We start from the raw sequence: 23,812 nt of genomic DNA, 5'->3' as shown, positions 1-23,812 counted from the left end.
AGCGACAATGGTGCGGTGCGCCACTTCGACCTGATCATCATCGGCTCCGGCTCGGGCAACACCCTCGTCGACGAACGCTTCGCCGACCAGAACGTCGCCCTCATCGATGATGGTGCCCGCTTCGGCGGCACCTGCCTCAACGCGGGCTGCATCCCGACCAAGATGTTCGTGCTGCCCGCCGACGCGTTGCGCGCCCCCGCGGACGCCGCGCGCATCGGCGTGCACGCCCCGCAACCGACGGCCGACTGGAAACAAGTCCGTGACCGCATCTTCGGCCGCATCGACCCGATCAGCGCCGGCGGTGAGCAATGGCGCGCGCAGGCACCGAACCTCACCCTCTACCGCGACACCGCCTGTTTCGTCGGCGAGCGCACCCTCGAGGTGGCCGGCCAGACCATCACCGCCGACCGGATCGTGATCGCCGCCGGCTCGCGCACCGTCTGGCCCGAGACGATCGAGGGACTGCACGCGGCCGCCGCGACCGGCCGGGTACACACCTCCGACACGATCATGCGCATCGACGAAGTGCCGAAGCGGCTGGTGATCGTCGGCGCAGGCTATATCGCGGCCGAGTTCGCGCACGTCTTCAGCGCCTTCGGAGCCCAGGTCACCGTGCTGGCCCGGTCAGGGGCGATGCTGCGCAATGAGGACGCCGAGATCTCCCGCCGGTTCACCGAAGCCGCCGCCGAGTACCTCGATCTGCGCCTGCATCACACCACCCGGGCCATCGAGGCGGACGCCGGCGGAGTCCGGGTGCGCACCTCCACCCCGGACGGCACCGAGCACGTCATCGAGGCCGATCTGCTGCTGCTCGCCACCGGGCGCCGCCCCAACAGCGACCGGATCGATGCCGCCGCGGGTGGGCTCACCGTCGATGACGACGGTTTCCTGATGGTCGACGAGTTCCAGCGCACGAACGTCCCCGGGGTGTGGGCGCTCGGCGACGTCGCCTCGCCATGGATGCTCAAGCACGTCGCCAACCACGAGGCCCGCGTCGTGCAGCACAACCTGCTGCACCCCGACGCCCTGATCGCGAGCAACCACCAGGCGATCCCGCACGCCGTGTTCGCCCACCCTCAGGTCGCCTCGGTCGGCCTCGCCGAGGACGCCGCCCGCGCGGCCGGTCTCGACCTCGCGGTGGCCGTGCAGGAGTACGGCAGTACCGCCTACGGCTGGGCGATGGAGGACACCACCAGTTGCGTCAAACTGATCGCCGACCGCGCCACCCGCTCGATCGTCGGCGCGCACCTGATCGGCCCGCAAGCATCCACCCTGATCCAACCGCTCATCCAGGCGATGGCGACCGGATTGGACGTGCCCACGATGGCCCGCGGCCAGTACTGGATTCACCCCGCGCTCACCGAGGTGGTCGAGAACGCGCTGCTGTCGCTCGGTCTGGACGAGTCGTGATGCGCGGCCGGACCAATGCTCCTGGAGCGACATCCCCCGGAATCAACCAAGCGCCGGCGCGGCGCCTCGCCGCGACGCTCGGCTTGTCGGCTCTGGTGATCGTCGGCTGCGCGCAGGTGCCCCCAGTACAAAGCGGCGGTGGCGACCAACCCACGTATGCGGCAACCGGCACCCCGGCCCACCCCACCGGGACCCCCGGCTCTCCGCACGCCACCCCCGACAGTTCCGCGTCCCACCCGCCACAGGCCTCCACCTGCACGGACGCCGCCGCGGCGCTCCCCCTGCGCGAGCGAGCGGGACAGCTGGTGATGCTGGGCGTGACCGGCGAGTTGGATGCGGCCGAGTCGAAGGCGATCACGACGAGTGCCGCCGGGTCGGTGATCCTGATGGGCAATACGACCGGCGGCGTGGCGGCGACCAAGGTGCGCACGGACGCCCTCGCGAAGCTGGCCGGGCCGGCCTGCTGATCGCGGTCGACCAGGAGGGCGGCACGGTGCAGCGTCTCAAGGGTCCCGGCTTCGACACCATCCCGTCCGCGCGCGAGCAGGCGCACCGGTCGGCCGCCGAACTGGCGGGCGACGCGAAGCGCTGGGGCCAGCAGCTGGCACAGGCCGGCGTCCATCTCACCTTCGCTCCGGTAGCCGATGTGGTGCCCGCCGATCGCACCTCGAGCAACGAACCGATCGGCAAGCTGGGACGCGGCTACGGCTCGACGCCCGAGGCCGTGTCCGAGCGTGTGGTCGCCTTCGTCGGCGGGATGAAGGCCGCCGGCGTGGCCACCTCGCCCAAGCATTTCCCGAACCTGGGGCGGGTCACCGGCAACACCGACTTCGTTGCCAAGGTCGTCGATGAGGAGACCACCGCCAACGATCCGGCGCTGGAACCGTACCGGCGCGCGATCGCCGAGGGCGTCGAGAGCGTCATGGTCGCCACCGCGTTCTATACCAAGATCGATCCGGACGCCCCGGCGGCGTTCAGCCCGAAGGTGGTCGGCATCCTGCGCGACGATCTGCGTTTCGGCGGTGTGATCGTCAGCGACGACCTCGGCGTGGCCAAGGCGGTCGCGTCGGTGCCGGCATCGGAGCGGGCGACCCGGTTCGTGCGCGCCGGCGGCGACCTGGCGATCAGCGTCGACCCGGCTGTCGGTGCGCGGATGATCGAGGGCTTGGCGTCGGCGGCGGAGTCGGACCCGGATCTGGCCGCGCGGGTCACCGAGTCGGCCGGCCGGGTGCTGGCGCTCAAGGCCGCGCGCGGGTTGACCTCCTGCGAGGCCGTCGTCGGCTGAGGCCTACGACTCCACGCGCAACTGGGTCTGCAGCTGACGGGCCGTCTGCAGCAGGTCGGGGCGGCTGTCGGGGATGGAGGCGTAATACAGGCTGGAGGACTCCTCGCTGGTGTTCACGATCACCAGGATCGCGGTCTCGCCGGTCTCGGGCAGGTTCGGGATGTCGAAGCTGAGGTGCATCTCGATCACCCAAGCGGCGTGGCCGTCGATGGTGGTTGCCTCGTTGACGCGATCGGTGCGCTGGACTTCGGCGTTGCCGTAGAACTCGCCGAGCACGCACCGGCTGACGATCTGGGCGCCTTCCTGGGGCGAGAAGAATCCGTCGCCGGCGACCAGTTCGGCGACCAGCACCGATGCCACCCAGGAAGAGAGGCCATCGTTGTTGTAGTTCGGGTAGAGCATGACCGACTGCCCCCAGGCGTCCGCACCGAACGGCACCCGGAAGTCGGGCTGCACCCTCTCCCATGGCGAGTCGAGCTGCGGATAGGACAGCGCGCCCCCCTGCACGCGACCCGGGGCGGCGGTGTGCGGACGCGGCGATACCTGGATGGTGCGCGGCGGGCAGAAGTTCTCGGTCGGGTTGGTGCCGACGCTGGGACGAGGGTTGAGCAGGCCTCCGCCGAGCAGCGAGGTCACCCCCCAGATCAGTCCTGCCAGCAGGACGCCGACGATGACGAGCACGAGCAGCGGACCACGGCGCGAGCTGCGCTGGGTCTCGGCCTGCCGGTAGGCGGCATACGGGTCGCCGGACGCCGTCGCGGCGTCCTGCATCGGCAGAAGTCCCGCCGGCGGTGCAGGCGGCGGCGAGTACGGGTTCGCGGTGAGCATCGGCGTCCATGCTTGACCGTCCCACCAGCGGTACATGCCCGCTTGTCCGCCGGGATCGGGGTACCAGCCTGCCTTGCTCATTTGTCCGAGTGTAGAAGATGCGCCCGAAGCCGAGGCTCCGGGCGCATCATGGTCCTGCGGGATGGGCAGACGATCAGCCGAAGCGGCCGGTGATGTAGTCCTCGGTGGACTTCTCCGCCGGGTTGTGGAAGATCTTCTCGGTGCGGTCCATCTCGATCAGCTTGCCCGGGTGACCGGTGCCGGCGATGTTGAAGAACGCGGTGGTGTCGGAGACGCGGGCGGCCTGCTGCATATTGTGGGTCACGATCACGATCGTGTAGTTCGCCTTGAGCTCGCCGATCAGGTCCTCGATGGCGAGGGTGGAGATCGGGTCGAGCGCCGAGCAGGGCTCATCCATCAGCAGCACGTCGGGGGCCATCGCGATCGCGCGGGCGATGCACAGGCGCTGCTGCTGGCCGCCGGACAGGCCCGAGCCGGGCAGGTCGAGGCGGTTCTTGACCTCTTCCCACAGGTTGGCGCCGCGCAGCGCCTTCTCGGCGATGTCGTCGGCCTCGGACGCCGAGATCCGCTTGTTGTTCAGCTTCAGCCCGGCCAGCACGTTCTCCTTGATCGACATGGTCGGGAACGGGTTGGGCCGCTGGAACACCATCCCGATCTGGCGGCGAACGTTCACCGGGTCGACGCCGGGGCCGTACAGGTCTTCACCGTCGAGCAGCAGCTGACCCTCGACGTGCGCGCCGGGAATCACCTCGTGCATGCGGTTCAGCGAGCGCAGGAAGGTGGACTTGCCGCAGCCGGACGGCCCGATGAACGCGGTCACCGAGCGGGGCTCGATGGTCATGGAGACGTCTTCGACGGCTTTGAACGAGCCGTAGTAGATGTCGAGATGCTTCGATTCGATGCGCTTGGACATGGGTGTGGTCTCCTCGGGCTCAGCGGCCGGTCTTGGGGGCGAAACGCTTGGCGATGACCCGGCCGAGCAGGTTGAGCGCCATGACGATCAGGATCAGGGTGAGGGCGCCCGCCCAGGCCCGGTCGACGAAGGCCTCCGGCGGCACGCCGCGGTAGGCGTACTGACCGTAGACGAAGGTCGGCAGGGTCATCATCGGGCCGCTGAAGAAGTTGTTGTTGATGCTCTGGGTGAATCCCGCGGCGAGCATCAACGGTGCGGTCTCGCCGATGATGCGGGCGATGGCGAGGATGACGCCGGACACGATGCCGGAGATGGCGGTGGGCAGCACGATGCGCAGGATCGTCCGCCACTTGGGCACACCGAGGGCATAGGACGCCTCACGCAACTCGTTCGGGACGATCTTCAGCAGTTCCTCGCACGAGCGGACGACCACGGGGATCATCAGCACCGACAGCGCGAGCGATCCCGAGAAGCCGCTGACGAAGCCCGGCTTGAGGATCAGCCCCATCAGCGCGTAGGCGAACAGGCCGGCGACGATCGAGGGGACGCCGGTCATCACGTCCACGAAGAAGGTGATGCCGCGCGACAGCGAGTTGCCCTCGCCGTACTCGGACAAGTAGATGGCGGTCAGCAGCCCGATCGGGACCGAGATCAGCGTGGCGACGCCGGTGATCGACAGCGTGCCGTAGATGGCGTGCACCGCACCGCCACCAGGACCAACGATATTGCGCATCGAGTTGCTGAAGAAGGCCGCATCGAAACGGGCGGCCCCCGCCATCACCGTGGTGACCGACACCCAGATCAGCGGCACCAGGGCCAGCAGGAAGGCGCCGACGACGAAGCCGCGCATCAGCCGGTCGGTTGCACGCCGGGTGCCCTCGACCGCGGCGGACGCCCCGAAGACGCCGGCCTGGAACAAGACGAACGCGAGCACGGCGGCCAGGGCGATGTTGAACGAGCCCAGCAGCAGCGTGATGAACGCGCCGGCGGCGATCGCCACGACGATGCCGGCCGGCACCGTCCACTGCGGCAGTTGACCGGCGGTCAGTGAGTTCTTGGGTGGGACAGGAGTCACGGCGGTCATCAGTTCGCTCCCGAGAAGGCGGCGCGGCGGCTCACGATCCAGCGGGCCACCATATTGACCGCCAGGGTGATGATGAACAGGACGAGGCCGGCCGCGATGAGCTGGTTGATCCGGATGCCGGACGCCTCGGGGAAGTCGAGCGCGATGACGGCTGCGATCGAGTTGGGGTTCTGCTGCCCCAGCATCTCGAACTTGATCACCCCGGCACCCGACAGCACCATGGCCACCGCCATCGTCTCGCCCAGGGCCCGGCCCAGGCCGAGCATGACGGCTGAGACGATGCCGGCCCGGGCGAACGGGAACACCGCCATCCGGATCATCTCCCAGCGGGTGGCGCCCAGCGCGAGTGCCGCTTCCTCGTGCAGCTTCGGGGTCTGCAGGAAGACCTCCCGGCACAGCGAGGTGACGATCGGCAGGATCATCACCGCGAGCACCAGCGAGGTGGTGAGCAGGGTGCGTCCGGTGCCCGAGGGGTCACCCGAGAACAGCGGGATCCAGCCGAGGTAGGTCGACAGCCACACGTGGAAGGGCTGCAGCGCGGTCGCCAGGGTCAGGCCGCCCCACAGGCCGTAGACGACCGACGGCACCGCGGCCAGCAGGTCGATCACGTAGCCCAGCGGGGCCGCCAGACGACGCGGCGCGTAGTGCGAGATGAACAGGGCGATCCCGATCGCGACCGGGACGCCGAAGACCAGCGCCCAGAACGACGACCAGACGGTGCCGAACGCGTACGGCAGCACCCAGGACCAGAACGCTCCGTAGCCCTGCTGCTGCAGCACCTCCGGCGAGGAGGTGAGCGCCGGGGCCGCCATCGCCAGCAGGAAGGTGGCGACGGCGCCCAGGATCACGAAGATCAGAATGCCCGAGCCGGTGGACAGGCCCTTGAAGACCTTGTCCCCCCGGCGTGGCTTGCGCGGGACGAGCGAGGATTCCTCGTCCGGCCGCGGGGTGTTGGTGGTGAGGCTCACAGGTGCCTTCCTTACCTACTCAGGCTCTCGGGCGTCACTTGATGGACGCGACGGCGGCCTGAACCTTGGTCACCATGTCGGCCGACAGCGGGGCGCTGCCTGCGGCGGTCGGGGCGGCGGCGAGGGCCTGGCCATCAGCCGAACCGATGAATCCCACGTATTCCTTGACCAGCTTGGCGACCTGGGCGTCCGCGTAGGTCTCGCAGACGATCACGTAGGAGATCAGCGCGATCGGGTACTGGCCCTCGGCCTTGCGGTCGAGCTTGAGCGCCCAGTCGTGCTCGGAGCGGCCTTCGAGGCGCTGCGCGTTGTCGACCAGCTTGGCGGCGGCGTCCGCGGTCGGGCCGAAGAACTCGTTGCCCACCTTGATCTTGGCCATACCGACCTCGCGGGCCTGCGACGCGTCGGCGTAACCGATCATGCCGTTGCCCTTCTTGACGGTGTCGACCACTCCCGAGGTGCCCTTGGCCGCCTCACCGGCGATGGATGCCGGCCACTCATCCGAGGACGCCTCGGTCCACACCTCGGGGGCGTTCTGGGCCAGATAGTCGGTGAAGTTGCCGGTGGTGCCCGATCCCTCGGAGCGGTGCACCGCAGTGATCGGGAGATCCGGCAGGGTCACGCCGGGGTTCAGGGCGGCGATCTGCGGAGCGTTCCAGTTCTTGATCTCGCCGGTGAAGATGCGTGCGACGGTGTCGGCGTCGAGGTTCAGCTCGCTCACCCCAGCGATGTTGAAGATGACCGCGATCGGGGAGATGTAGACCGGCAGGTTCAGCGCGTTGGAGTCAGTCGAGCAGCCGGCGAACTTGCCCACGCCCATCTCACTGTCCTTCAGCGCCCGGTCGGAGCCGGCGAAGTTGGCCGCGCCTGCCTTGAAGGCGTCCCGGCCCGGGCCGGACCCGTCGGGGGAGTAGTTGACGGTCACGCCGCCGTGGGCCTTCTGGAAGCCGGCGACCCAGTGGGTCTGGGCCACGTTCATGGAGGAGGCGCCCTTACCGGTGAGAACGCCGCTCAATCCGCTAGCGGAGGACGAACCGCCGGGGGCGGCCGGCTGTTCGTTCGCGGCGCACGCGGAGAGCGCGAGAGCAGAGGCGGTCACGAGGGCGAAAGCGGTGCCGATCTTCGTGAGCTTCACGATGGTTCCTTTTCGAGTCAACATCCGCCGAGCAATCCCCCGCGGACGGACCGGTGGCCCGGTCTCCGTCGATGACGGTAAGGAAGCGTCGTGACGTGCTTCGATCAGGTGCGTGAACGGCGGATGAACGGCATCCGTCGCTTCGCTCCGTTCTCACGGCGTCCGCTCAGACGCCCCAGCCCAGGCGGGCGCGGGCGGGCCTGCTCAGCAACGCGGCCGGTGGAACTCGGTCGCGACGACCTCGCCCTTGACGTTCAGGTGGGCGATCACCGCGGCCGCGGTCTGCATGGCACGCGGCGGCAGGCCGAGCTCGGCGAGCATGACCGGCAGGACGGGACGGTGCCCGCACACGGCCGCCGGCACGCCGGTGGACGCCGCCTCGCGCGCCAGCCGGCGGATCAGCTTCGCGACGCCCTTGGGGTTGTCCTCGCCGATCTCTTCGGACAGGATCGCCCACGGGTCGACCTTCAGCCCGGCGCTGGCCGCATACGGCGCCAGCGTCTGCACGCAGCGCGCCGAGGAACTCGACGCGAGCGAACCGACGCCGAACGCCTCCAGCAGCGGGATCAGCCGGGCCGCCTGCTTGCGCCCCCGCGCCGTGATCGGCCGGGACTGGTCGCGGCCCGACCAGTGCTTGCGATCCATCGCCTTGGCATGCCGGACGATCAGGAACGGCGTCGTCTCCTCCAGCGCGAGTGCGGTGCGCAGCACACCCTTCTCGTCGTCGTAGGTCATTCGCGCGAACGCGTTCGACGGGGTCAGCCAGGCGACCTTGTCGACCTCGCGGTCAGGCTTGCGCGCGGTCACCTTGGGCGCCTTGGCCACCCAGTAGTGCACGATCTTGGTGCCGCTGCCGACCGGGTAGGAGATCACCCCGGCGGGCTGGTGCAGCACAACGCGGCTGCCGCCCTCCTCCCAGGTCTCGCGGGCGGCGGCGACGGCCTCGTACTCGTCGGGTTCGAGGTGCCCCTTGGGCAGCGTCCAGTCGTCGTACTTGGGACGGTGCACGAGCAGCACCTGCGGTTTCTTGCCCTCGCGCTCGTGCAGGGCCACGGTGCCTGCGGCCAGCGTGATCTTGCGGCGTTTGGCCGTTCTCGCGCTCACGTCAGCGTCCGCCTTTCTGCCGGGTGCGGGGCGAGGGACAGTATTCCATGCGCGGGTAACGACCTCGCCAGCACGGCAGCACAGACCACATCACCCCTGGCCAACCTCAGATTCCCGCGTAGGAGTGCAGGCCTTGGAAGAGCAGGTTGACCCCGACGAAGTTGAACCAGAAGCTGGCCACGCCGATCAGGCACAGCCACGCGGCCCGCACCCCCTTCCAGCCCGCGGTGACCCGCGCGTGCAGGTATGCGGCGTAGACGACCCAGGTGACCAGCGACCAGGTCTCCTTCGGGTCCCAGCCCCAGAATCGTCCCCAGGCGTAGTCGGCCCAGATCGCGCCGGCCAGGATGACGAACGTCCACAGCGGGAACGCGAACCGGGTCACCCGGAACGAGAAGTCGTCCAGCGCGGCCGCCTGGGGCAGGCGTCCGAGATAGCCTCCGGTGCGCCCGGACGCCTCCGCGCGGCGCCGGAGCAGATAGAAGATCGCGGCGATGCCGGCGATGTTGAACGCCGCCCCCGCGGTGACGGCGGCGACGATGTGGATGATGAACCACACCGAGTGCAGCGCGGGAACCAGCGGTGCGACCGCCACATAGAACACGGTGACGGCCAGCCCCTGGCCCACCGACAGCAGCAGCGTGACCGGCAGGCCGAGCCACACCCAGCCGCGCCGGGCCACCAGCACCAGGTAGATGAGCACCGTGATGCCCAGCGAGCTGGTCACGAACTCGTACATGTTGCCCCACGGCAGCCGCTGCGCCGCCACGCCGCGCAGCACGACGCCGGCCAGGTGGCTGAGCGCGCCGACCGCGGTGAGCGCCACGCCGATCCGCCCGAACAGTTCGACGCGCCCGCCGGCCGCCCCCGACGCCTCCGCACCGGGTTCGGGCTTGCGCGCGGACGCCCATTCGAGCGCGTGCGCGGTCATCGCCAGCAGGTAGATCACCGCGGAGCTGACCATCGCGAGGCTGGAGTAGGTGGCGATCACGAAGCGTCCTCCTGGTCGTCCTGGTCGTCGTCGGGTTCGTTCTCGTCGGTGCCGCGCAGGCCGGCGTCCGTCACCCCGGCGGACGCCGCGAGCGCGGCCACGGCCTCGGCCAGCCCACTCGACGCCTCGGCCCGGTCCAGGCCGCCTGCCTCGACCACCAGGACGCCGTCGGCGCCGCGCCTCACCCGCAACCACATCCGGCGGGGGCGAACGTACAGGCTCACTGTCATGCCCGCAACGGCGAGTCCCACGCCGGCGATGATCAGCCACTGGCCCGGGTTCTCGCTGACCTGCAGCTTGGTCCAGCGCTTCCAGTCGGTGAAGGTGAGGGTGGAGCCGTCGGGCAGTTCGACGTATTCGCCGGGCTCGATCTTGAAGGTGACCGGGACGCCCTCGGGCGTGGTCATCTGTTCCAGGCCGGCCTTGGACAGCGAATAGACCGACTCGGGGCGCCCTGTCTCCTCGCGCGGCGGACCGGTCCACACGTTGACGAACATCGACGGCGACAGCGCGTCGGGGAACACCGAGCGCGGCCCCTGGTCGTCGACGATGGTGGTCGGCAGGAAGAACCCCTCGAAGGCGATGAAGCGCGGGCGGGCGTCCGGCACCTTGATCACGCCCATCGAGGTGAAGTTGCCGTCCTGGGGCAGGAACACCACCGGCCCGGAGAAGGCCAGGTCGCCGTGGGGGTCCTTCACCTCGACGACGGGCGCGTAGCCGTGGCCGGTCAGGTGGATCTGGGTGCGGCCGACCCGCAGCGGCTGGTTGACCTCGACGCTCTGGGCGCGGACCTCGCCGTCGGCGCCCGCCCAGCGGACGTCGGCGCGGAAGACCCGGGCGGCGCCGCGCTGAACTTCGCCGGTCTCGAACTTCGCGGTGAACCGGTCGACCCACACGGTGACGGGTTCCAGCGCGCTCGGGGTGAAGGCCGCGCCCGCGCGGAAGTCGTCGTACTGGGTGAGGTTGTTGGAGAACGCCTGGCCCTCGACGACGATCACGTCACCGGTGTAGCTGGCCAGCTGGTTCCAGGCCACCCCGCCGAGGGCGAACACGAAGGCGAGGTGGAAGACGATGTTGCCGAATTCGCGCAGCCGTCCACGTTCGGCGGCGACCGAGTCGCCGGTGCGCCGGGTGCGGAACCGCTTGCCGCGCAGGTAGGCCTCGCCCGCGGCGAGCGCCGTCTCGGCGTCCACGCCGGTGGTGCCGGTGGCGCTGGCGGGCAGCCGGTCGAGCCGTTTCGGGGTGCGCGGGGGCGGCATCCGCAGCGCGCGGGCGTACACGCCGATGCGCGGGATGATGCAGCCGACCAGCGACACCAGCAGCAGCAGGTAGACCGCCGCGAACCACGGCGATCCGTACACGTCGAACAGCCCGACCGCCTCGTACAGGTCGGCCAGGGCCGGGTTCGCCTCCTTCCAGTCGCTGACCCGGATCGGCGCGACCGGGCGCTGCGGCAGCATCGATCCGGGGATGGCGACCAGCGCGAGGATCAGCAGCAGGATCAGCGCGGTACGCATCGAGGTGAGCTGGGTCCACAGCCAACGCAGCGTCGCCATCAGATCACCACCCCGAACGAGGACGCCCACTGCCGGAACAGACCCATCAGCGCGTCCCAGATGCCGGTGACGAGCAGGACGCCTACGGCCACCATGATCGCTCCGCCGGCCTTGCTGAGCGCCGCATGGTGCCGGCGCACCCAGGCGGTGGTGCCGGCGAACCTGTCGAAGGCCAGGCCGGCGATCAGGAACGGGACGCCGAGGCCGAGCGCGTAGACGGCCGACAACACGGCCCCGCGCAGCGCGGTGCCCTCGTTGGCGGCCAGCGTCATCACCACACCCAGGGTCGGCCCGATGCACGGCGTCCAGCCGATGCCGAAGACGATGCCCAGGACGGGCGCGGCGGCCAGGCCGAACGCGGGCGCCCGGGAGATCCGCCAGGTGCCCTGACCGAAGCCGAGCACGCCGGCGAAGACCAGGCCGAGCACGATCGCGACCACGCCGCCGGCGATGGACAGCGGGCGGCTCCAGGCCTGCAACAGCCAGCCGAGCCCGCCGAAGATCGCCCCGGCCGAGACGAACACGAAGGCGAAGCCGAGGACGAACAGGCTGGTGCCCAGCACGATCCGTCCGCGATGGCCGCGCGCCTGCGCCCCGCCGGCGGACGCCCCGGTGATGTCGGCGGAGGTCAGCCCGGTGGCATAGCTGAGGTAGCCGGGCAGCAGCGGCAGCACGCAGGGGCTGAAGAACGACACCAGCCCCGCCAGCGCGGCCACCGGCAACGCGAGCAGCATCGAGCCGCCCACGGCCTGCTCGAACCAGGTCTCCAGCGGGATCATCGGCCCTCCGCGACGTCTTTGACGAGTTCGCGCAGGGTCGTCTCGGTGGTCTCGCCGAGAATGCGGGCCGCGATCCGTCCCTCGCGGTCGACGACGACCGTGCTCGGGATCGCGGAGGCGGGCAGGTGCGAGGCGAACTTGAGCAGTTCGCGTCCGTCGGGGTCGAAGACGCTGGGGAAGGTGATGTCGAAGGCGCGGACGAACGCCCGCGCGGGCGCCGGGTCGAGGTCGCGGGTGTTGATGCCGACGAAGCGAGCGATGTCGGCGGTGTCGCGCGAGGCCGCCTCGAGCGCGGGCGCCTCCTTGCGGCAGGGGGCGCACCAGGAGCCCCACACGTTGTAGACGATCACCAGGCCGGCGAATTCGCCGGAGTCGAACGGCGTGCCGTCCAGCAGGGTGCCGGTGATCTGCGGCGCGGGCCTGCGATCGGCGGGGGAAACCAGGGTCAGTGACCCGTCCCCGCCCACGAAGCCGCCGTCGGCTCCCGGTGTTGCGCCGCAACCGGCGAGCAGCACCGACGCCGCCAGTCCGGCGATCAGACTCCTGCGCCGCACCGCCTCACATCCCCGGGCGGAACAGCTTGGTGTTGGTCGGGTACAGGTCGGCGCACGGCTCTTCGTAGGTGACCTTCACCACGCGGCCGTCCAGGACGTGGAAGCTGGTCACCGAGGCCAGCCGGCATTCGCGGTTGGCCGGGTTGTGCACGAAGCTGCGCCCCTCGGCGTCCAGCCGTGCGATGTAGATCGGCAGCTGGTGGGCCACCACGAGCGCCTGCCCGCCCGCGGGCACGGACGCCGCCATGTCGGCGATGGCGGCGCGCATCCGGACGGCGATCTCCCGGTAGGGCTCGCCCCAGGACGGCCGCAGCGGGTTGCGCAGGTACCACCAGTTGGTGGGCAGCAGCAGCTTCTGGTTGAACCGCCCGAACTCGCGGCCCTCGAAGGCGTTGGCGGCCTCGATGACCCGGGGCTCCTCCACGATCGGCAGATGCGGATGGTTCGCCGCGATCGGCGCGAGCGTCTCTTTGGCGCGCTGCAGCGGCGAGACGCGCAGGTGATCGAGCGGCACGTCGGCGAAACGCTCGCCCAGCCGCTCGGCCATCGCCCGGCCCAGTTCGCTCAGCCCGTAGCCGGGCAGGCGTCCGTACAGGATGTGGTCGGGGTTCTGCACCTGGCCGTGGCGGCACACGTGGACGATCGTCGGCTGCATGAGGGCAAGGATAGGCGTTCAGGCGAGCGCGGCCGCCAACCGTTCCGCGTCGACGAACCACAGCGCATGCTGGACGCCGTCCACGAACGTGACGGGGACGTGATCGGTGTAGCGGGCGCGCAGGTCAGGGTCGGAATCGACGTCGACGGTCTGCCAGGAGGCGTGGGCGTCCCGGCAGACCGGCTCGATGATGGTCAGCGCGTCGTCGCACAGATGACACCCCTGCCGCACCAGGACCACCACGCGGGCGTCCGGCAGCGGCGGCGGGGGCGTCCGGCTGCTCACTTGCCAGCGCGGCGGCGCTGGATACGCGTCTTCTTCAGCAGCTTGCGGTGCTTCTTCTTCGCCATCCGCTTGCGACGCTTCTTGATGACCGAACCCACAGGTGTCTCCTCTGCACGCCCCCGGACCTCGGAGGCGGGGATGAATACATGAAATGCGCGGGCCGAAGTGCCCGCAAGCACAGCATCTTACCGGCTGCCGCCTGACCCGGCCAAACGAACGAGACGTTCGCAGACGGGTCAGGCGTTCAGCTCACCGACGCCGCACGCTCAGCCGCGGCCGAGCTCGAGCGACCGGTCCCGGGCGGCCTCGGCGGCCGCCAGGAAGGCTGCCTTGACCGCGCGGTCCTCCAGCGTGCGCAACGCCGCCGCGGTGGTGCCGGCGGGCGAGGTGACCCGTTCGCGCAGCACGGCCGCGTGATCGTCGGATTGGGCCAGCATGGTGGCCCCGCCCAGCAGCGTCTGGTTGGCCAGGGTGACCGCGGTGTCGCGGGGCAGGCCGAGCAGGACGCCGGCGTCCGCCAGCGCCTCGGCGATGTAGAACACGTAGGCCGGGCCCGACCCGGAGATCGCGGTGACGGCGTCCTGGTAGCGCTCGGGCACGACCACGGCCTTGCCGACCGCCTCGAGGATGTGCACCGCGCGGGCCAGCTGCTCGTCGGTGACCGCCTCGCCCGGGCTGAGCGCCGCCATGCCCTGCCCGACCAGGGCGGGCGTGTTCGGCATCACCCGGACGACCGGGGTGCCCGCGGGCAGCCCGGCCTGCAGGGTGGCCAGCGTGACGCCGGCGCACAGCGACACCACGACGGCGCCGTCGGCCAGCTGCGGGCCGATCTCGGGCAGCACCGAGCCGACGTCCTGGGGCTTGACCAGGATCAGCACCACCGCGGCACCCTCGACCGCGGCGGCCGAATCGGTGGCGGTGGCGATGCCGTACTTCTGCTCCAGTTCGCGGCAGCGCTCGGCGCGGCGGTCGGCGCCGACGATGTCGGCCGGGGCCCATCCGGCGGCCAGCATGCCGGCCATCAGGGCTTCGCCCATCATGCCGGTTCCAATCACTGCGACACGGCTCATGACCGGCCTCCTACCAGTAGTTCTGCAACCTGGATCGCGTTGAGCGCCGCACCCTTGCGCAGATTGTCGCCCGCGACGAAGAGCACCAGGCCCCGGTTGCCCGGCACCGCCTGATCCTGGCGGATCCGGCCGACGAACACGTCGTCGGCGCCGGCCGCCTGGCGCGGGGTGGGCACGTCGGCCAACTGGACGCCGGCGGCGTCCGCCAGCAGCGCGGTGGCCTGCTCGGGGGTGATCTCACGCTCGAACTCGGCGTGGATCGCCAGGCTGTGGCCGGAGAAGACCGGCACCCGCACGCAGGTGCCGGAGACGGCCAGCTCGGGCAGGTGCAGGATCTTGCGCGACTCGTTGCGCAGCTTCTGCTCTTCGTCGGTCTCGCCGGAGCCGTCGTCGACGATGCTGCCGGCCAGCGCGACCACGTTGTAGGCGATCGGCGCCACGTAGGGGCCGGTGTCGCCGTCGGGCACCTGCGAGCCGTCGAGGGCCAGCACGGTCGGGTTGTCGACCGCGGCGACCTGCTCGGCCAGCGTCGAGACGCCCTTGACGCCCGAGCCGGAGACGGCCTGGTAGGTGGCGACGGTGAGGCGAGTCAGGCCGGCGGCGTCGTGCAGCGGCTTGATCACCGGCATCGCGGCCATGGTGGTGCAGTTCGGGTTGGCGATGATGCCCTTGGGCGGATTGACCGCGTCCTCAGGGTTGACCTCGCTGACGACCAGCGGCACCTCGGGATCCTTGCGCCACGCCGAGGAGTTGTCGACGACGACCGCACCGGCGGCGGCGACCTTCGGCGCGTACTCGCGCGACATGGTGGCGCCGGCCGACATCACCGCGATGTCGATCCCGGAGAAGTCGGCGGTGGCCGTGTCCTCGACCGTCACATCCTTGCCCTTGAACGGCAGGGTCTTGCCGGCCGACTTGGCCGAGCTGAAGAACCGCACTTCGTCGAGGGGAAACTCGCGCTCCTCCAGAAGAGTGCGCATGACCTGACCGACCTGACCGGTCGCACCGAATACTCCAACAAGCATGGTCGCCATCCTACGGGACCGCCACCGCCGGATCGTGGGCCGTCTTTGTGGGCGTCCGGCCCGGCCGTCAGAACCAATCGGTGTAGGGCGCCACCAGGGCGTAGCCGATGAAGCTGACCAGATCGAGGATCGTGTGCGCCACCACCAGCGGCATCACCCGGCCCCAGCGCCGGTACATCCAGCCGAACGCCAGGCCCATGATCACGTTGCCGACGAAGCCGCCGAAGCCCTGGTAGAGGTGGTAGCCGCCGCGGATCACCGCGCTCACCGCGATGCCCGTCCACGGGCGCAGGCCGAGCTGATCGAAGCGGCGCAGCAGGTAGCCGAGCATGATCACCTCCTCCAGGAGGCCGTTCATCGCGGCATACCCGGCCAGCACGGGGATCGTCCACCAGTGCGCGGCCAGGTTCGCCGGCGCCACGTTGGTGTTGAAGCCCAGTTCGCGCGCCGCCACGTAGAACACCAGGCCCGGGATGCCGATCACCGCCGCAGCGAGGAATCCGCGGCCCAGATCGAAGCCCGGACGCCTCCGGTCGAAGCCGATCGAACCCCGGTCGCCGGACAGCCGCAGCAGGTAGACCGCCAGCAGCATCGGCATCAGCCCGAACCCGATCCCGGCCAGCTGATAGGCCAGATCGAGCCAAGAACGGTCCGGGGTCACCGAGTTGTTGATGCTGGTGGTCTGCTCGTTGAGCGCCGGGCCGCGGCTGAGCTTCTCGATGATGGACAGCACCGAATAGATCGCCGACTGGCCCAGCGAGATGCCGAGCACCACCGCGACCTCCGCAAGGTGCCGCGGACGGGCCGGCGCGGCGTCCGGGGTGAGGTCGGTCATGGGCGGACGGGCACGGCCAGCGCCTCGCGGGTGAAGGCGAGCACCTTGGCCAGCGCCTCCTCGCGCGCCGAGCGTGACCCGATGGTGCGCGTGTTGACCTCGATCACCACGTCGCCGGCGAACCCGCGCGAGGCCAGCGTGGTGAGGACGCGGTGGGCGTCCTGGTCGCCGTCGCCGGGCAGCAGATGGGAGTCGGCGAAGGAGCCGTCGCCGTCGGTGAGGTGCAGGTGGGTGAGCCGCTGTCCCCAGGCGTTGACCAGATCGAGGGAGTGCTGCCGCGCCGTGGAGGCGTGCGAGAGATCGAGGGTGAGATGGTCGTAGTCGCGCTCGGTCGGATCCCAGCCGGGGGAATAGGCGCGCACCTCGGTGCCGCGCGGCCCCCGCCACGGATACATGTTCTCGACCGCGAAGATGATGCCCGTGCTGCGCTCCAGGCGCCGGATGCCGTCCACGAAACCCTGCGCGTAGCTGCGCTGCCAGCGGAACGGCGGATGCACCACCACCGTGCCGGCGCCGAGCCGGTGCGCGGCGACCGCGGAGCGCTCCAGCTTGTCCCACGGGTCGTTGCCCCAGGTGCCCTGGGTGACCAGCAGCGTGGGCGCATGGATGGCGAGCACCTCGATGTCGTGGTACTCCTGCAACTGGACCAGGGCGTCCACGTCACGGCTGATCGGGTCGATCCCCACCATCACCTCGACGCCGTCATAACCCAGGCGTCCGGCCAACTCGAAGCAGCTGCCGGTCGATTCGGGGTAGACCGACGAGGTCGACAGACCGATCCTGTTGGCGCGTGCGACGCCGTCGGTGGGCCACGCTGGATTCGCGTTCACGCCCCACATCATAAGACCCGCAGGCAACGCAGACCGCTCCTGTGACGAGCATCCCGGGAGTATCTCCATATCGTGATACCCCTTCTAACTGGGGGTTTCCCGCTCGATTCGCGTCGGCGTCCGGGCATGGGTTTCAATGTTGGCATGCGCCTGTCGAATCTCACCTTCGCCGCCGGCCCGGACGGTCTCACCCCCGCCGTGCGACGTCTCGAAGACTCCCTGGGCGTGCCCTTCCGCGATGGCGGATTCCACCCCAGCTTCGGCACGCGCAACAACATCCTGCCCTTGGCGGACGGCCGCTACATCGAAGCGGTCGAGGTGCTGGAGCACCCGGCCGCCGAGAAAGCCATCTTCGGCCAGGCTGTCCGAGCCCGCTCGGCGCTCGGCGGTGGCTGGTTGGCCTGGGTGATCCAGGTCGACGACATGGCCCCGCTGGAGGAGCGTCTCGGCCGCAAGTCCGCGCACGGCACCCGGCAGTTCCCCGACGGACGCCGCCTGGAATGGGATCAGATCGGCGTCAAGGGCCTGATGGCCGACCCGCAGCTGCCCTTCTTCGTGAAGTGGACCAGCCCCGACGAGCTACTCCCGTCCGCGTTGCCCCCGCGTGAGGTCGAGGTGCTGGAGATCCGGATCTCCGGCTCCCGCGATCGCGTCAGCGAGTGGGTGGGGCGCGATATCGGCCCGGTCTTCGACGGCGTCGGACTGAACTTCGACTCCCCCAACGGCAACCCGGGCATCGAATCGGTCACCTTCCGCTGCCCCAAGGGCATCGTCACCGTCTGAGTTCCACCGCCCGGTTAGGAAACCGGGCGACTGTTCGGAGCCGGGCGGCATCGGTGCTGCACCCGAGTTCGCCCGATTCGGGGCCGCGCCGCGTAGCCGAGACCGTCCACGAGAGGGGCGCGGGCCTCCGGCCCGGTCGGGGGCCGGTGCGGCGCGACTAGGCTGCACAGATGACCGGCATCCGACGCATCGACGACGAGCGGGCGGCCGCCGCGCTCGCGGGCCTGCTCAACGGGAATGCGCGCCGCCGGCCCGTCGTGGTGGTAACGATTCCGGCCAGCCGCACCGAACCGTGGATCGACGTGGACGAGATCGTCCGAGAGGCGGGCGATCTGGCCGATGTCTACCTGATGCCGACCAGCGACGCCTCGTGGGAATTCTCCCGCCGGATGGCCGACGGCACCCAGGTCTACGGCGGCGCCGGCCGCGTCTACCCGGTCGGGCACGCGTGGGCGTCCGATCTGGCGGCATCACCCCTGCGCTTCGCCTGGAGCGAGGCGGACGGCCAGCGCGCCACCGAGTTGTTGATCTCGGACATGTTCCGGATGGCCGCCGCGGCCGGATTGCTCCGGGTCACCCCGAACCGGTCCGGCCGCGCCTGCGACGGGACCGTGACGATGCTGATCGCCGGCCGCGGGCTGGTCGGTATCGGGAACTCGATGCCGGCCACCGTCGCCGAGGAACTCACCGCCAAGGACGTGCCCATCGAGCGCATCCTCACGGTCGGGCAGCGCGTCAGCGGATGGTACGACCCGGACACGAACCGGCTCGATCTGCGCCGGGCGCTCCGTACGCCCAACGCCGCGCTGTCGGCGTACACGGTGGGGGATGTCGTGCTCGCCGCGGTGGCCACCGTGGCCAAGGACACTGCGGAACTCATGCTCTACCCCGAGACGAACGCCCCCGCGGTCATCGCACGCGCCGGTATCGCCGAGGTGACGAGCAACCCCTTCGACGACCTGCGCACCCTGATGACCGCCGGCGAGGTCGTCCGCGCCCGCATCACCTGCACCGGCCCGCGCTGGGCGCTAGCACTCGACGACGTCGACGACAACGAACCCGTCATCGAGGCCCCCTCGCTGTTGACCGGCGGACCTTCCTGGCTGGTCGAGACACCTCTCACCACCGAGCCCGCCGAACAGGAACACCCCGGCCCGGGCGCATCCGGCATGCCGGTTCGGGACGCTTCGCCGGCGGTCTTATCACCCGATCAGGGCACCGTCGCCCCTGGTCAGCCAGGATCTGATCGGTCTGGTTCCGGCTTTTCAGTCCCGGCGCCGGCGACACCCGAACCCGCCCGCCCGAGTCCGGCGCTGTTCGATCGCAAACGGCCCCATCCAGACACCCCGCCTCTGGCGTCCGGCGCCATACCCTCGGCGCCGATACCGGCCGCTGCACCTCCGGCGTCCGTGCCCGCGCCCGCCTCGGAGGGGACGAAGGGGTTGTTGCTGAAGATCGACGGGCTCAACGCGGAGGTGAGCCGCCTCACCCGCGAGAACGAACGGCTGACCCGCGAGGAACGTGCGAGCACCGACGAACGCAGACAACTGCATGACCTGCTCGTTCAAGCCGAGCAACGAGCGAACCGCGCCGAGGAGGAACTGACCCGAGCACGCTCCCGGCTGCGCAAAGCCAAGAGCGCACGGAATGCCGCCCGGCCTGCCGAGATTCCGAGCTTCGCCGATCCGGAACAGGGATTCCGCTATCTGGTGCTCACCCAGTGGGCGAAGCGCACCATGCCGGGCGAGCAGGCGAGCCGTCCGTTGCCGGACTACGTGATCGGCCCCGGGTTCCTGGATTCCCTCGCCAAACTCGAGGGGATCAGCGAGGAGAAGGTGGCCGACGTCGTCTTCGAGGTGCTCACCGGGATCGCGGCACAAAACAGCAGCCGTCGCGTCCACCAACTCCGCTCGGGCCTGGGCGGCGACGATCCGCAGCGCGTGCGTCCCGACGGCGCCCGGGCCTGGCGGGTCAGCCTTCAGGTGAACACCCCGTCGGCACGGCGCCTGCACTACTGGCTGCTCCCCGACGGGCAGGTGGAGTTGGCCCGCGTCGCCACCCACGACGACTACGACGCCTGATCCGAACACCCGCCCCACCGACGACCGAGCGTAGGCTCCGTCGACGCACGCGGAGCAGGAAATGTCGGTGCCGCGGTCTAGCGTGTGCGGCATGGCGAAGAGTACGACGACCTACCGCTGCACCGAGTGCGGCTGGACGACCGGCCGATGGGTCGGCCGCTGCGGGCAATGCCAGGCCTGGGGCAGCATCGCCGAGGCGGACGCGCGACCGGCGGCGTCGGTCGCCACCCAGCGGCCCACCCAGCCGGCGATCCCGATCACCGGGGTGCCCGCGCACTCGGCACGCGGCGTGAGGACCGGGATCGGCGAACTCGATCGCGTACTCGGCGACGGGCTGGTCCCGGGCGCGGTGGCGCTGCTCGGCGGCGAACCCGGGGTCGGCAAATCGACATTGCTGCTCGAGGTGGCGGCACGGTGGGCGTCCGGGCGGCGGCGGACGCTGTACGTGACCGCCGAGGAGTCCGCGGCCCAGGTGCGGCTGCGCGCCGACCGGACCGGCGCGCTGCACGACGAGCTGTTCCTGGCGGCCGAATCCGATCTCGGCGTGATCCTCGGCCATATCGAAGAGCTCTCCCCCACCCTGCTGGTGCTCGACTCGGTGCAGACGGTGCAGGCCGGCGGCATCGACGGGGTAGCCGGCGGCGTCGCCCAGGTGCGCGAGGTGACCAACGCGCTGGTGCGGACGGCCAAGCGGCGCGGCATGGCGGTGCTGATCATCGGGCACGTTACCAAGGACGGGGCGCTGGCCGGCCCGCGCACCCTGGAACACCTGGTCGACGTGGTGCTGAACTTCGAGGGCGAGCGCCATGGCGGCTTCCGGATGGTGCGGGCCACCAAGAACCGCTACGGACCCGCCGACGAGGTCGGCTGCTTCGAGATGACCGAGACCGGCATCCGCGAGGTGCCCGATCCCTCGGGGCTGTTCACCTCGCGGCACGGGCCTGCCGCCGGCACCTGCGTGACCGTCAGCCTGGAGGGGCGGCGTCCGCTGGTGGCCGAGGTGCAGGCGCTGGTGGCGCCCACGCCGCTGCAGCAGCCGCGCCGGGTGACCAGCGGGCTCGATTCGTCACGGGTGACGATGACGCTGGCGGTGCTGCAGCGACGTGCCGGGCACAAGCTGCACACCCGCGACGTGTACGCCTCGACGATCGGGGGCGTTCGGCTGACCGACCCGGCCGCCGACCTGGCGCTGGCGATCGCGGTCGCCTCCGCGCTGCGCGACGAACCCCCGCCCGGGCGGTTGATCGCGCTCGGCGAGGTCGGCCTGTCGGGCGAGGTGCGCCGCGTCCCGGCGCTCGGACGCCGCCTCGCGGAGGCCGCACGGCTCGGCTTCGACCGGGCCGTCGTGCCCGACGATGCGGGCATCGAAGCACCGGCCGGCATGACCGTGCTGCCGGCGTCCTCACTCGCGCGGGCGCTCGAGTTGGCCTTCGGCACCGATGGCGCCGCCGTCATTCCCTTGACATCACGACGCTCGCGCGCCGGCACGACCCCCTGATCCGATGCCCCACACCACCACGACCACGAGGGCACGAGCACCCGGCGACGGCCGCGACCCAGACCGGGCCGGTAGACTGGCTGCACCCCGTCCCGCCCGAGGAGACCCGTGTGATCACCAGCAGGCTGCCTGCCGACATCGTCAAGTTGGCCCCGGGCACCGACCTGCGCGAGGGGCTCGATCGCATCGTCAGCGGGCATACCGGTGCCCTCGTCGTATTGGGCAGCAACCCTGAGCTGGAGGCCATCTCCAGCGGGGGTTTCGCGATCGACGTGCCCTTCAGCGCCACCGGGCTACGCGAGCTCGCGAAGATGGACGGCGCCATCGTCCTCAGCAGCGATCTGACCCGGATCCTGGCCGCCTCGGTGCACCTGTCGCCGTCGGCGTCCTACCCGACCAGCGAAACCGGCACCCGGCACCGCACCGCCGAGCGGGTCGCCCGCCAGATCGGGATCCCGGTGGTCACCGTCTCGGCGTCCATGTCGACCATCTCGCTGTTCGCCGGCGACGGCCGCCAGGTCGTGCCCCGGCCCGATCAGCTCCACGACCGCGCCGCCCAGGCACTCGCCGCGATCTCCGGCCATCGCAAGCGGCTCGACGAGTCGCTCGAGCGGCTCACCACCCTCGAGGTGCACGATGCCGTCACCCTGCGCGATCTGGCCCACGTCGCCCAGCGTTTCGAGATGACCGACCGTCTCGCCGACGAGGTCGCCAGCTATGTGACGGCGATGGGCGCCGACGGACGGCTGGCGGCGCTCCAATTGCGCGATCTCGTCGACGATCTCACTCCGATCGCCTCCCTCGTTCACCGCGACTACGCCCCCGCCGACGTCGAGACGATGGCCTTCGTCGGTCTGGCGCTGCTCGACGACCACGAACTGTTCGACATCGTGCTGGTCGCCCGCGCCCTCGGTCTGCCGTCCGGCATGCACCTGGACTCCCCGTTGAGCGTGCGCGGCTACCGCCAACTGAGCAGCATCCCGCGCCTCCCCCAAGGGGTCGTGGGCCGGGTGGTCGCCCACTTCGGCGGGCTTCCCGCGATCTATGCCGCCTCGGTGTCGGACCTGCGCGCCGTCGAGGGGGTCACCCCCGCCCGGGCGACCCTGATCCGCGAAGGCCTGGCGCACATCGCCGAGAGCGCGCTGTCGATCTGACCGTGCCGCCCACGTCCCTCGCAGCGCCGGCGCACGGCGTCCCGCTCGACCGGCCCGCGATCGTCGACTCCGTGCTGGGCTGGTACGCCACCCACGCCCGGCCGCTGCCCTGGCGCGAACCGCAGGCGGGCCCGTGGGGCGTGATGGTGAGCGAGTTCATGCTGCAACAAACCCCGGTCGCTCGGGTGCTTCCGGCCTGGACGGCGTGGATGGAACGCTGGCCGAGCCCCGCCGCGCTGGCCGCCGAACCCGTCGGTGAGGCCGTCCGCGCTTGGGGACGCCTCGGCTACCCGCGGCGGGCGCAACGGCTGCACGCGTCGGCCACCGTGATCCGCGACGAGTACGACGGCCGCGTTCCCGACGATGTCGAGGCGCTCCGCGCGCTCCCCGGGGTCGGCGAATACACCGCCGCCGCCATCGCCGCCTTCGGGCACGGACGCCGCACGCTCGTCCTCGACACCAACGTGCGCCGCGTGCTCGCCCGGATCGAGACCGGCCGCGCCTTCGCCCCCGACCATCTCGCCCGGGCCGAACGCGAACGAGGCCAGGCCTGGGTGCCGCGGGCGCCGGACGCCGCCGCGGCCTGGGCGGCGGCCTCGATGGAACTGGGCGCGCTCGTCTGCACCGCCGAGCGCCCACGCTGCACCGACTGCCCGGTGCGCCCCCACTGCGCCTGGTTCGCGGCGGGCCGGCCCGCCTGGGACGGCGCTCCCCGCAAGGGCCAAACCTATGCGGGCACCGACCGGCAGTGCCGGGGCGTCCTGCTCGCCGGGCTACGCGAAACCGAGGCCGCCGTGCCCGCCGCGGCCCTGCTGGCGCGCTGGCCGTCCGACCCCGCGCAGGCCCGCCGGGCGCTGGACTCACTGCTCGCCGACGGCCTGGTGCGAACCGACGCCGCCGGGAACCTGCGGCTGTGACGCACGAAGGTGAATGCGGCACCACACAGGTGCGACGCAGCGCAGAAGTGC

General features: G+C 70.6%; 25 protein-coding genes. 8 read left to right on the top strand and 17 right to left on the bottom strand.

Annotated features, from left to right (window positions below; translation table 11 throughout):
* Window positions 1–15 precede the first annotated feature (15 nt).
* The 3 genes from QM708_RS10335 to QM708_RS10325 are packed head-to-tail and all read left to right on the top strand — an operon-like array spanning window position 16 to window position 2,695.
* Complete coding sequence (locus QM708_RS10335) at window positions 16–1,410, top strand: mycothione reductase (RefSeq protein ID WP_415107775.1); 1,395 nt, start codon at window positions 16–18, stop codon at window positions 1,408–1,410.
* Window positions 1,410–1,877, top strand: a complete 468-nt coding sequence (locus QM708_RS10330; RefSeq protein WP_415107772.1) for a hypothetical protein — start codon at window positions 1,410–1,412, stop codon at window positions 1,875–1,877. The genes QM708_RS10335 and QM708_RS10330 overlap by 1 nt, the downstream gene beginning before the upstream one ends.
* A 26-nt stretch (window positions 1,878–1,903) precedes the next feature.
* Window positions 1,904–2,695 (top strand): glycoside hydrolase family 3 N-terminal domain-containing protein, encoded by a 792-nt coding sequence (locus QM708_RS10325; RefSeq protein WP_415107769.1) that lies wholly within the window; start codon window positions 1,904–1,906, stop codon window positions 2,693–2,695.
* A gap of 3 nt (window positions 2,696–2,698) precedes the next feature.
* Here the strand turns inward: QM708_RS10325 and QM708_RS10320 are convergent, their stop codons facing one another.
* From QM708_RS10320 to QM708_RS10240, 17 genes are all read right to left on the bottom strand, one after another.
* Window positions 2,699–3,604, bottom strand: a complete 906-nt coding sequence (locus QM708_RS10320) for a DUF2510 domain-containing protein (protein ID WP_415107766.1) — start codon at window positions 3,602–3,604, stop codon at window positions 2,699–2,701.
* Window positions 3,605–3,677: 73 nt separating this feature from the next.
* Window positions 3,678–4,457, bottom strand: a complete 780-nt coding sequence (gene pstB / locus QM708_RS10315; protein ID WP_415107763.1) for a phosphate ABC transporter ATP-binding protein PstB — start codon at window positions 4,455–4,457, stop codon at window positions 3,678–3,680.
* A gap of 19 nt (window positions 4,458–4,476) precedes the next feature.
* Window positions 4,477–5,541: a phosphate ABC transporter permease PstA gene (gene pstA / locus QM708_RS10310; protein ID WP_415107760.1), complete on the bottom strand. Its 1,065-nt coding sequence runs from the start codon at window positions 5,539–5,541 to the stop codon at window positions 4,477–4,479.
* On the bottom strand, window positions 5,541–6,509 hold the full coding sequence (pstC, locus tag QM708_RS10305; RefSeq protein ID WP_415107757.1) for a phosphate ABC transporter permease subunit PstC: 969 nt from the start codon (window positions 6,507–6,509) through the stop codon (window positions 5,541–5,543). Before pstC ends, pstA begins: the two co-directional genes overlap by 1 nt.
* Window positions 6,510–6,543: 34 nt before the next feature.
* The gene (gene pstS / locus QM708_RS10300; protein ID WP_415107755.1) at window positions 6,544–7,644 is read right to left on the bottom strand and encodes a phosphate ABC transporter substrate-binding protein PstS; all 1,101 of its coding nucleotides are present in this window, start codon (window positions 7,642–7,644) and stop codon (window positions 6,544–6,546) included.
* Between the two features lie 204 nt (window positions 7,645–7,848).
* A complete protein-coding gene (locus QM708_RS10295; protein WP_415107752.1) occupies window positions 7,849–8,748 on the bottom strand; it encodes an NUDIX hydrolase in 900 nt (299 codons plus the stop codon).
* A 106-nt stretch (window positions 8,749–8,854) separates the two neighbouring features.
* Window positions 8,855–9,712, bottom strand: coding sequence for a c-type cytochrome biogenesis protein CcsB (gene ccsB, locus QM708_RS10290; protein WP_415111377.1), 858 nt, complete (start codon window positions 9,710–9,712; stop codon window positions 8,855–8,857).
* A 23-nt stretch (window positions 9,713–9,735) separates the two neighbouring features.
* Window positions 9,736–11,295, bottom strand: coding sequence for a cytochrome c biogenesis protein ResB (locus QM708_RS10285; RefSeq protein WP_415107749.1), 1,560 nt, complete (start codon window positions 11,293–11,295; stop codon window positions 9,736–9,738).
* Window positions 11,295–12,074: a cytochrome c biogenesis CcdA family protein gene (locus QM708_RS10280; RefSeq protein ID WP_415107746.1), complete on the bottom strand. Its 780-nt coding sequence runs from the start codon at window positions 12,072–12,074 to the stop codon at window positions 11,295–11,297. The genes QM708_RS10285 and QM708_RS10280 overlap by 1 nt, the downstream gene beginning before the upstream one ends.
* Entirely contained in the window at window positions 12,071–12,628 is a 558-nt protein-coding gene (locus QM708_RS10275) for a redoxin family protein (RefSeq protein WP_415107743.1), read from the bottom strand. Before QM708_RS10275 ends, QM708_RS10280 begins: the two co-directional genes overlap by 4 nt.
* 4 nt (window positions 12,629–12,632) lie before the next feature.
* The gene (locus tag QM708_RS10270) at window positions 12,633–13,283 is read right to left on the bottom strand and encodes a histidine phosphatase family protein (RefSeq protein ID WP_415107740.1); all 651 of its coding nucleotides are present in this window, start codon (window positions 13,281–13,283) and stop codon (window positions 12,633–12,635) included.
* A gap of 18 nt (window positions 13,284–13,301) precedes the next feature.
* A complete protein-coding gene (locus tag QM708_RS10265) occupies window positions 13,302–13,568 on the bottom strand; it encodes a glutaredoxin family protein (protein WP_415107737.1) in 267 nt (88 codons plus the stop codon).
* Window positions 13,565–13,666 carry a 30S ribosomal protein bS22 gene (locus tag QM708_RS10260; RefSeq protein WP_002550589.1) on the bottom strand — a complete coding sequence of 34 codons (102 nt, stop codon included), beginning with the start codon at window positions 13,664–13,666 and terminating at the stop codon, window positions 13,565–13,567. The genes QM708_RS10265 and QM708_RS10260 overlap by 4 nt, the downstream gene beginning before the upstream one ends.
* A 168-nt stretch (window positions 13,667–13,834) precedes the next feature.
* A complete protein-coding gene (gene proC, locus QM708_RS10255; RefSeq protein WP_415107734.1) occupies window positions 13,835–14,638 on the bottom strand; it encodes a pyrroline-5-carboxylate reductase in 804 nt (267 codons plus the stop codon).
* Entirely contained in the window at window positions 14,635–15,672 is a 1,038-nt protein-coding gene (locus tag QM708_RS10250; RefSeq protein ID WP_415107731.1) for an aspartate-semialdehyde dehydrogenase, read from the bottom strand. Before QM708_RS10250 ends, proC begins: the two co-directional genes overlap by 4 nt.
* 58 nt (window positions 15,673–15,730) lie before the next feature.
* Window positions 15,731–16,498, bottom strand: a complete 768-nt coding sequence (locus QM708_RS10245; protein WP_415107728.1) for a CPBP family intramembrane glutamic endopeptidase — start codon at window positions 16,496–16,498, stop codon at window positions 15,731–15,733.
* A complete protein-coding gene (locus tag QM708_RS10240; RefSeq protein ID WP_415107725.1) occupies window positions 16,495–17,328 on the bottom strand; it encodes a sugar phosphate isomerase/epimerase family protein in 834 nt (277 codons plus the stop codon). Before QM708_RS10240 ends, QM708_RS10245 begins: the two co-directional genes overlap by 4 nt.
* 144 nt (window positions 17,329–17,472) lie before the next feature.
* On the opposite strand from QM708_RS10240, the gene QM708_RS10235 reads away from it, so the two are divergent.
* The 5 genes from QM708_RS10235 (at window position 17,473) to QM708_RS10215 (ending at window position 23,761) form a co-directional block, all read left to right on the top strand.
* Window positions 17,473–18,111: a VOC family protein gene (locus QM708_RS10235; protein WP_415107723.1), complete on the top strand. Its 639-nt coding sequence runs from the start codon at window positions 17,473–17,475 to the stop codon at window positions 18,109–18,111.
* Between the two features lie 170 nt (window positions 18,112–18,281).
* Window positions 18,282–20,192, top strand: coding sequence for a hypothetical protein (locus tag QM708_RS10230; protein WP_415107720.1), 1,911 nt, complete (start codon window positions 18,282–18,284; stop codon window positions 20,190–20,192).
* 91 nt (window positions 20,193–20,283) lie between these two features.
* Window positions 20,284–21,690 (top strand): DNA repair protein RadA, encoded by a 1,407-nt coding sequence (gene radA, locus QM708_RS10225; RefSeq protein WP_415107717.1) that lies wholly within the window; start codon window positions 20,284–20,286, stop codon window positions 21,688–21,690.
* A 110-nt stretch (window positions 21,691–21,800) separates the two neighbouring features.
* On the top strand, window positions 21,801–22,844 hold the full coding sequence (disA, locus tag QM708_RS10220) for a DNA integrity scanning diadenylate cyclase DisA (protein ID WP_415107715.1): 1,044 nt from the start codon (window positions 21,801–21,803) through the stop codon (window positions 22,842–22,844).
* 2 nt (window positions 22,845–22,846) lie between these two features.
* Entirely contained in the window at window positions 22,847–23,761 is a 915-nt protein-coding gene (locus QM708_RS10215; RefSeq protein WP_415107712.1) for an A/G-specific adenine glycosylase, read from the top strand.
* The last annotated feature ends 51 nt before the right edge of the window (window positions 23,762–23,812 follow it).

Origin of the sequence: Propioniciclava sp., from assembly GCF_047602245.1 — a bacterium.
Lineage (GTDB): Bacteria > Actinomycetota > Actinomycetes > Propionibacteriales > Propionibacteriaceae > Propioniciclava.
This window is presented reverse-complemented; position numbering and strand designations above follow the sequence as displayed.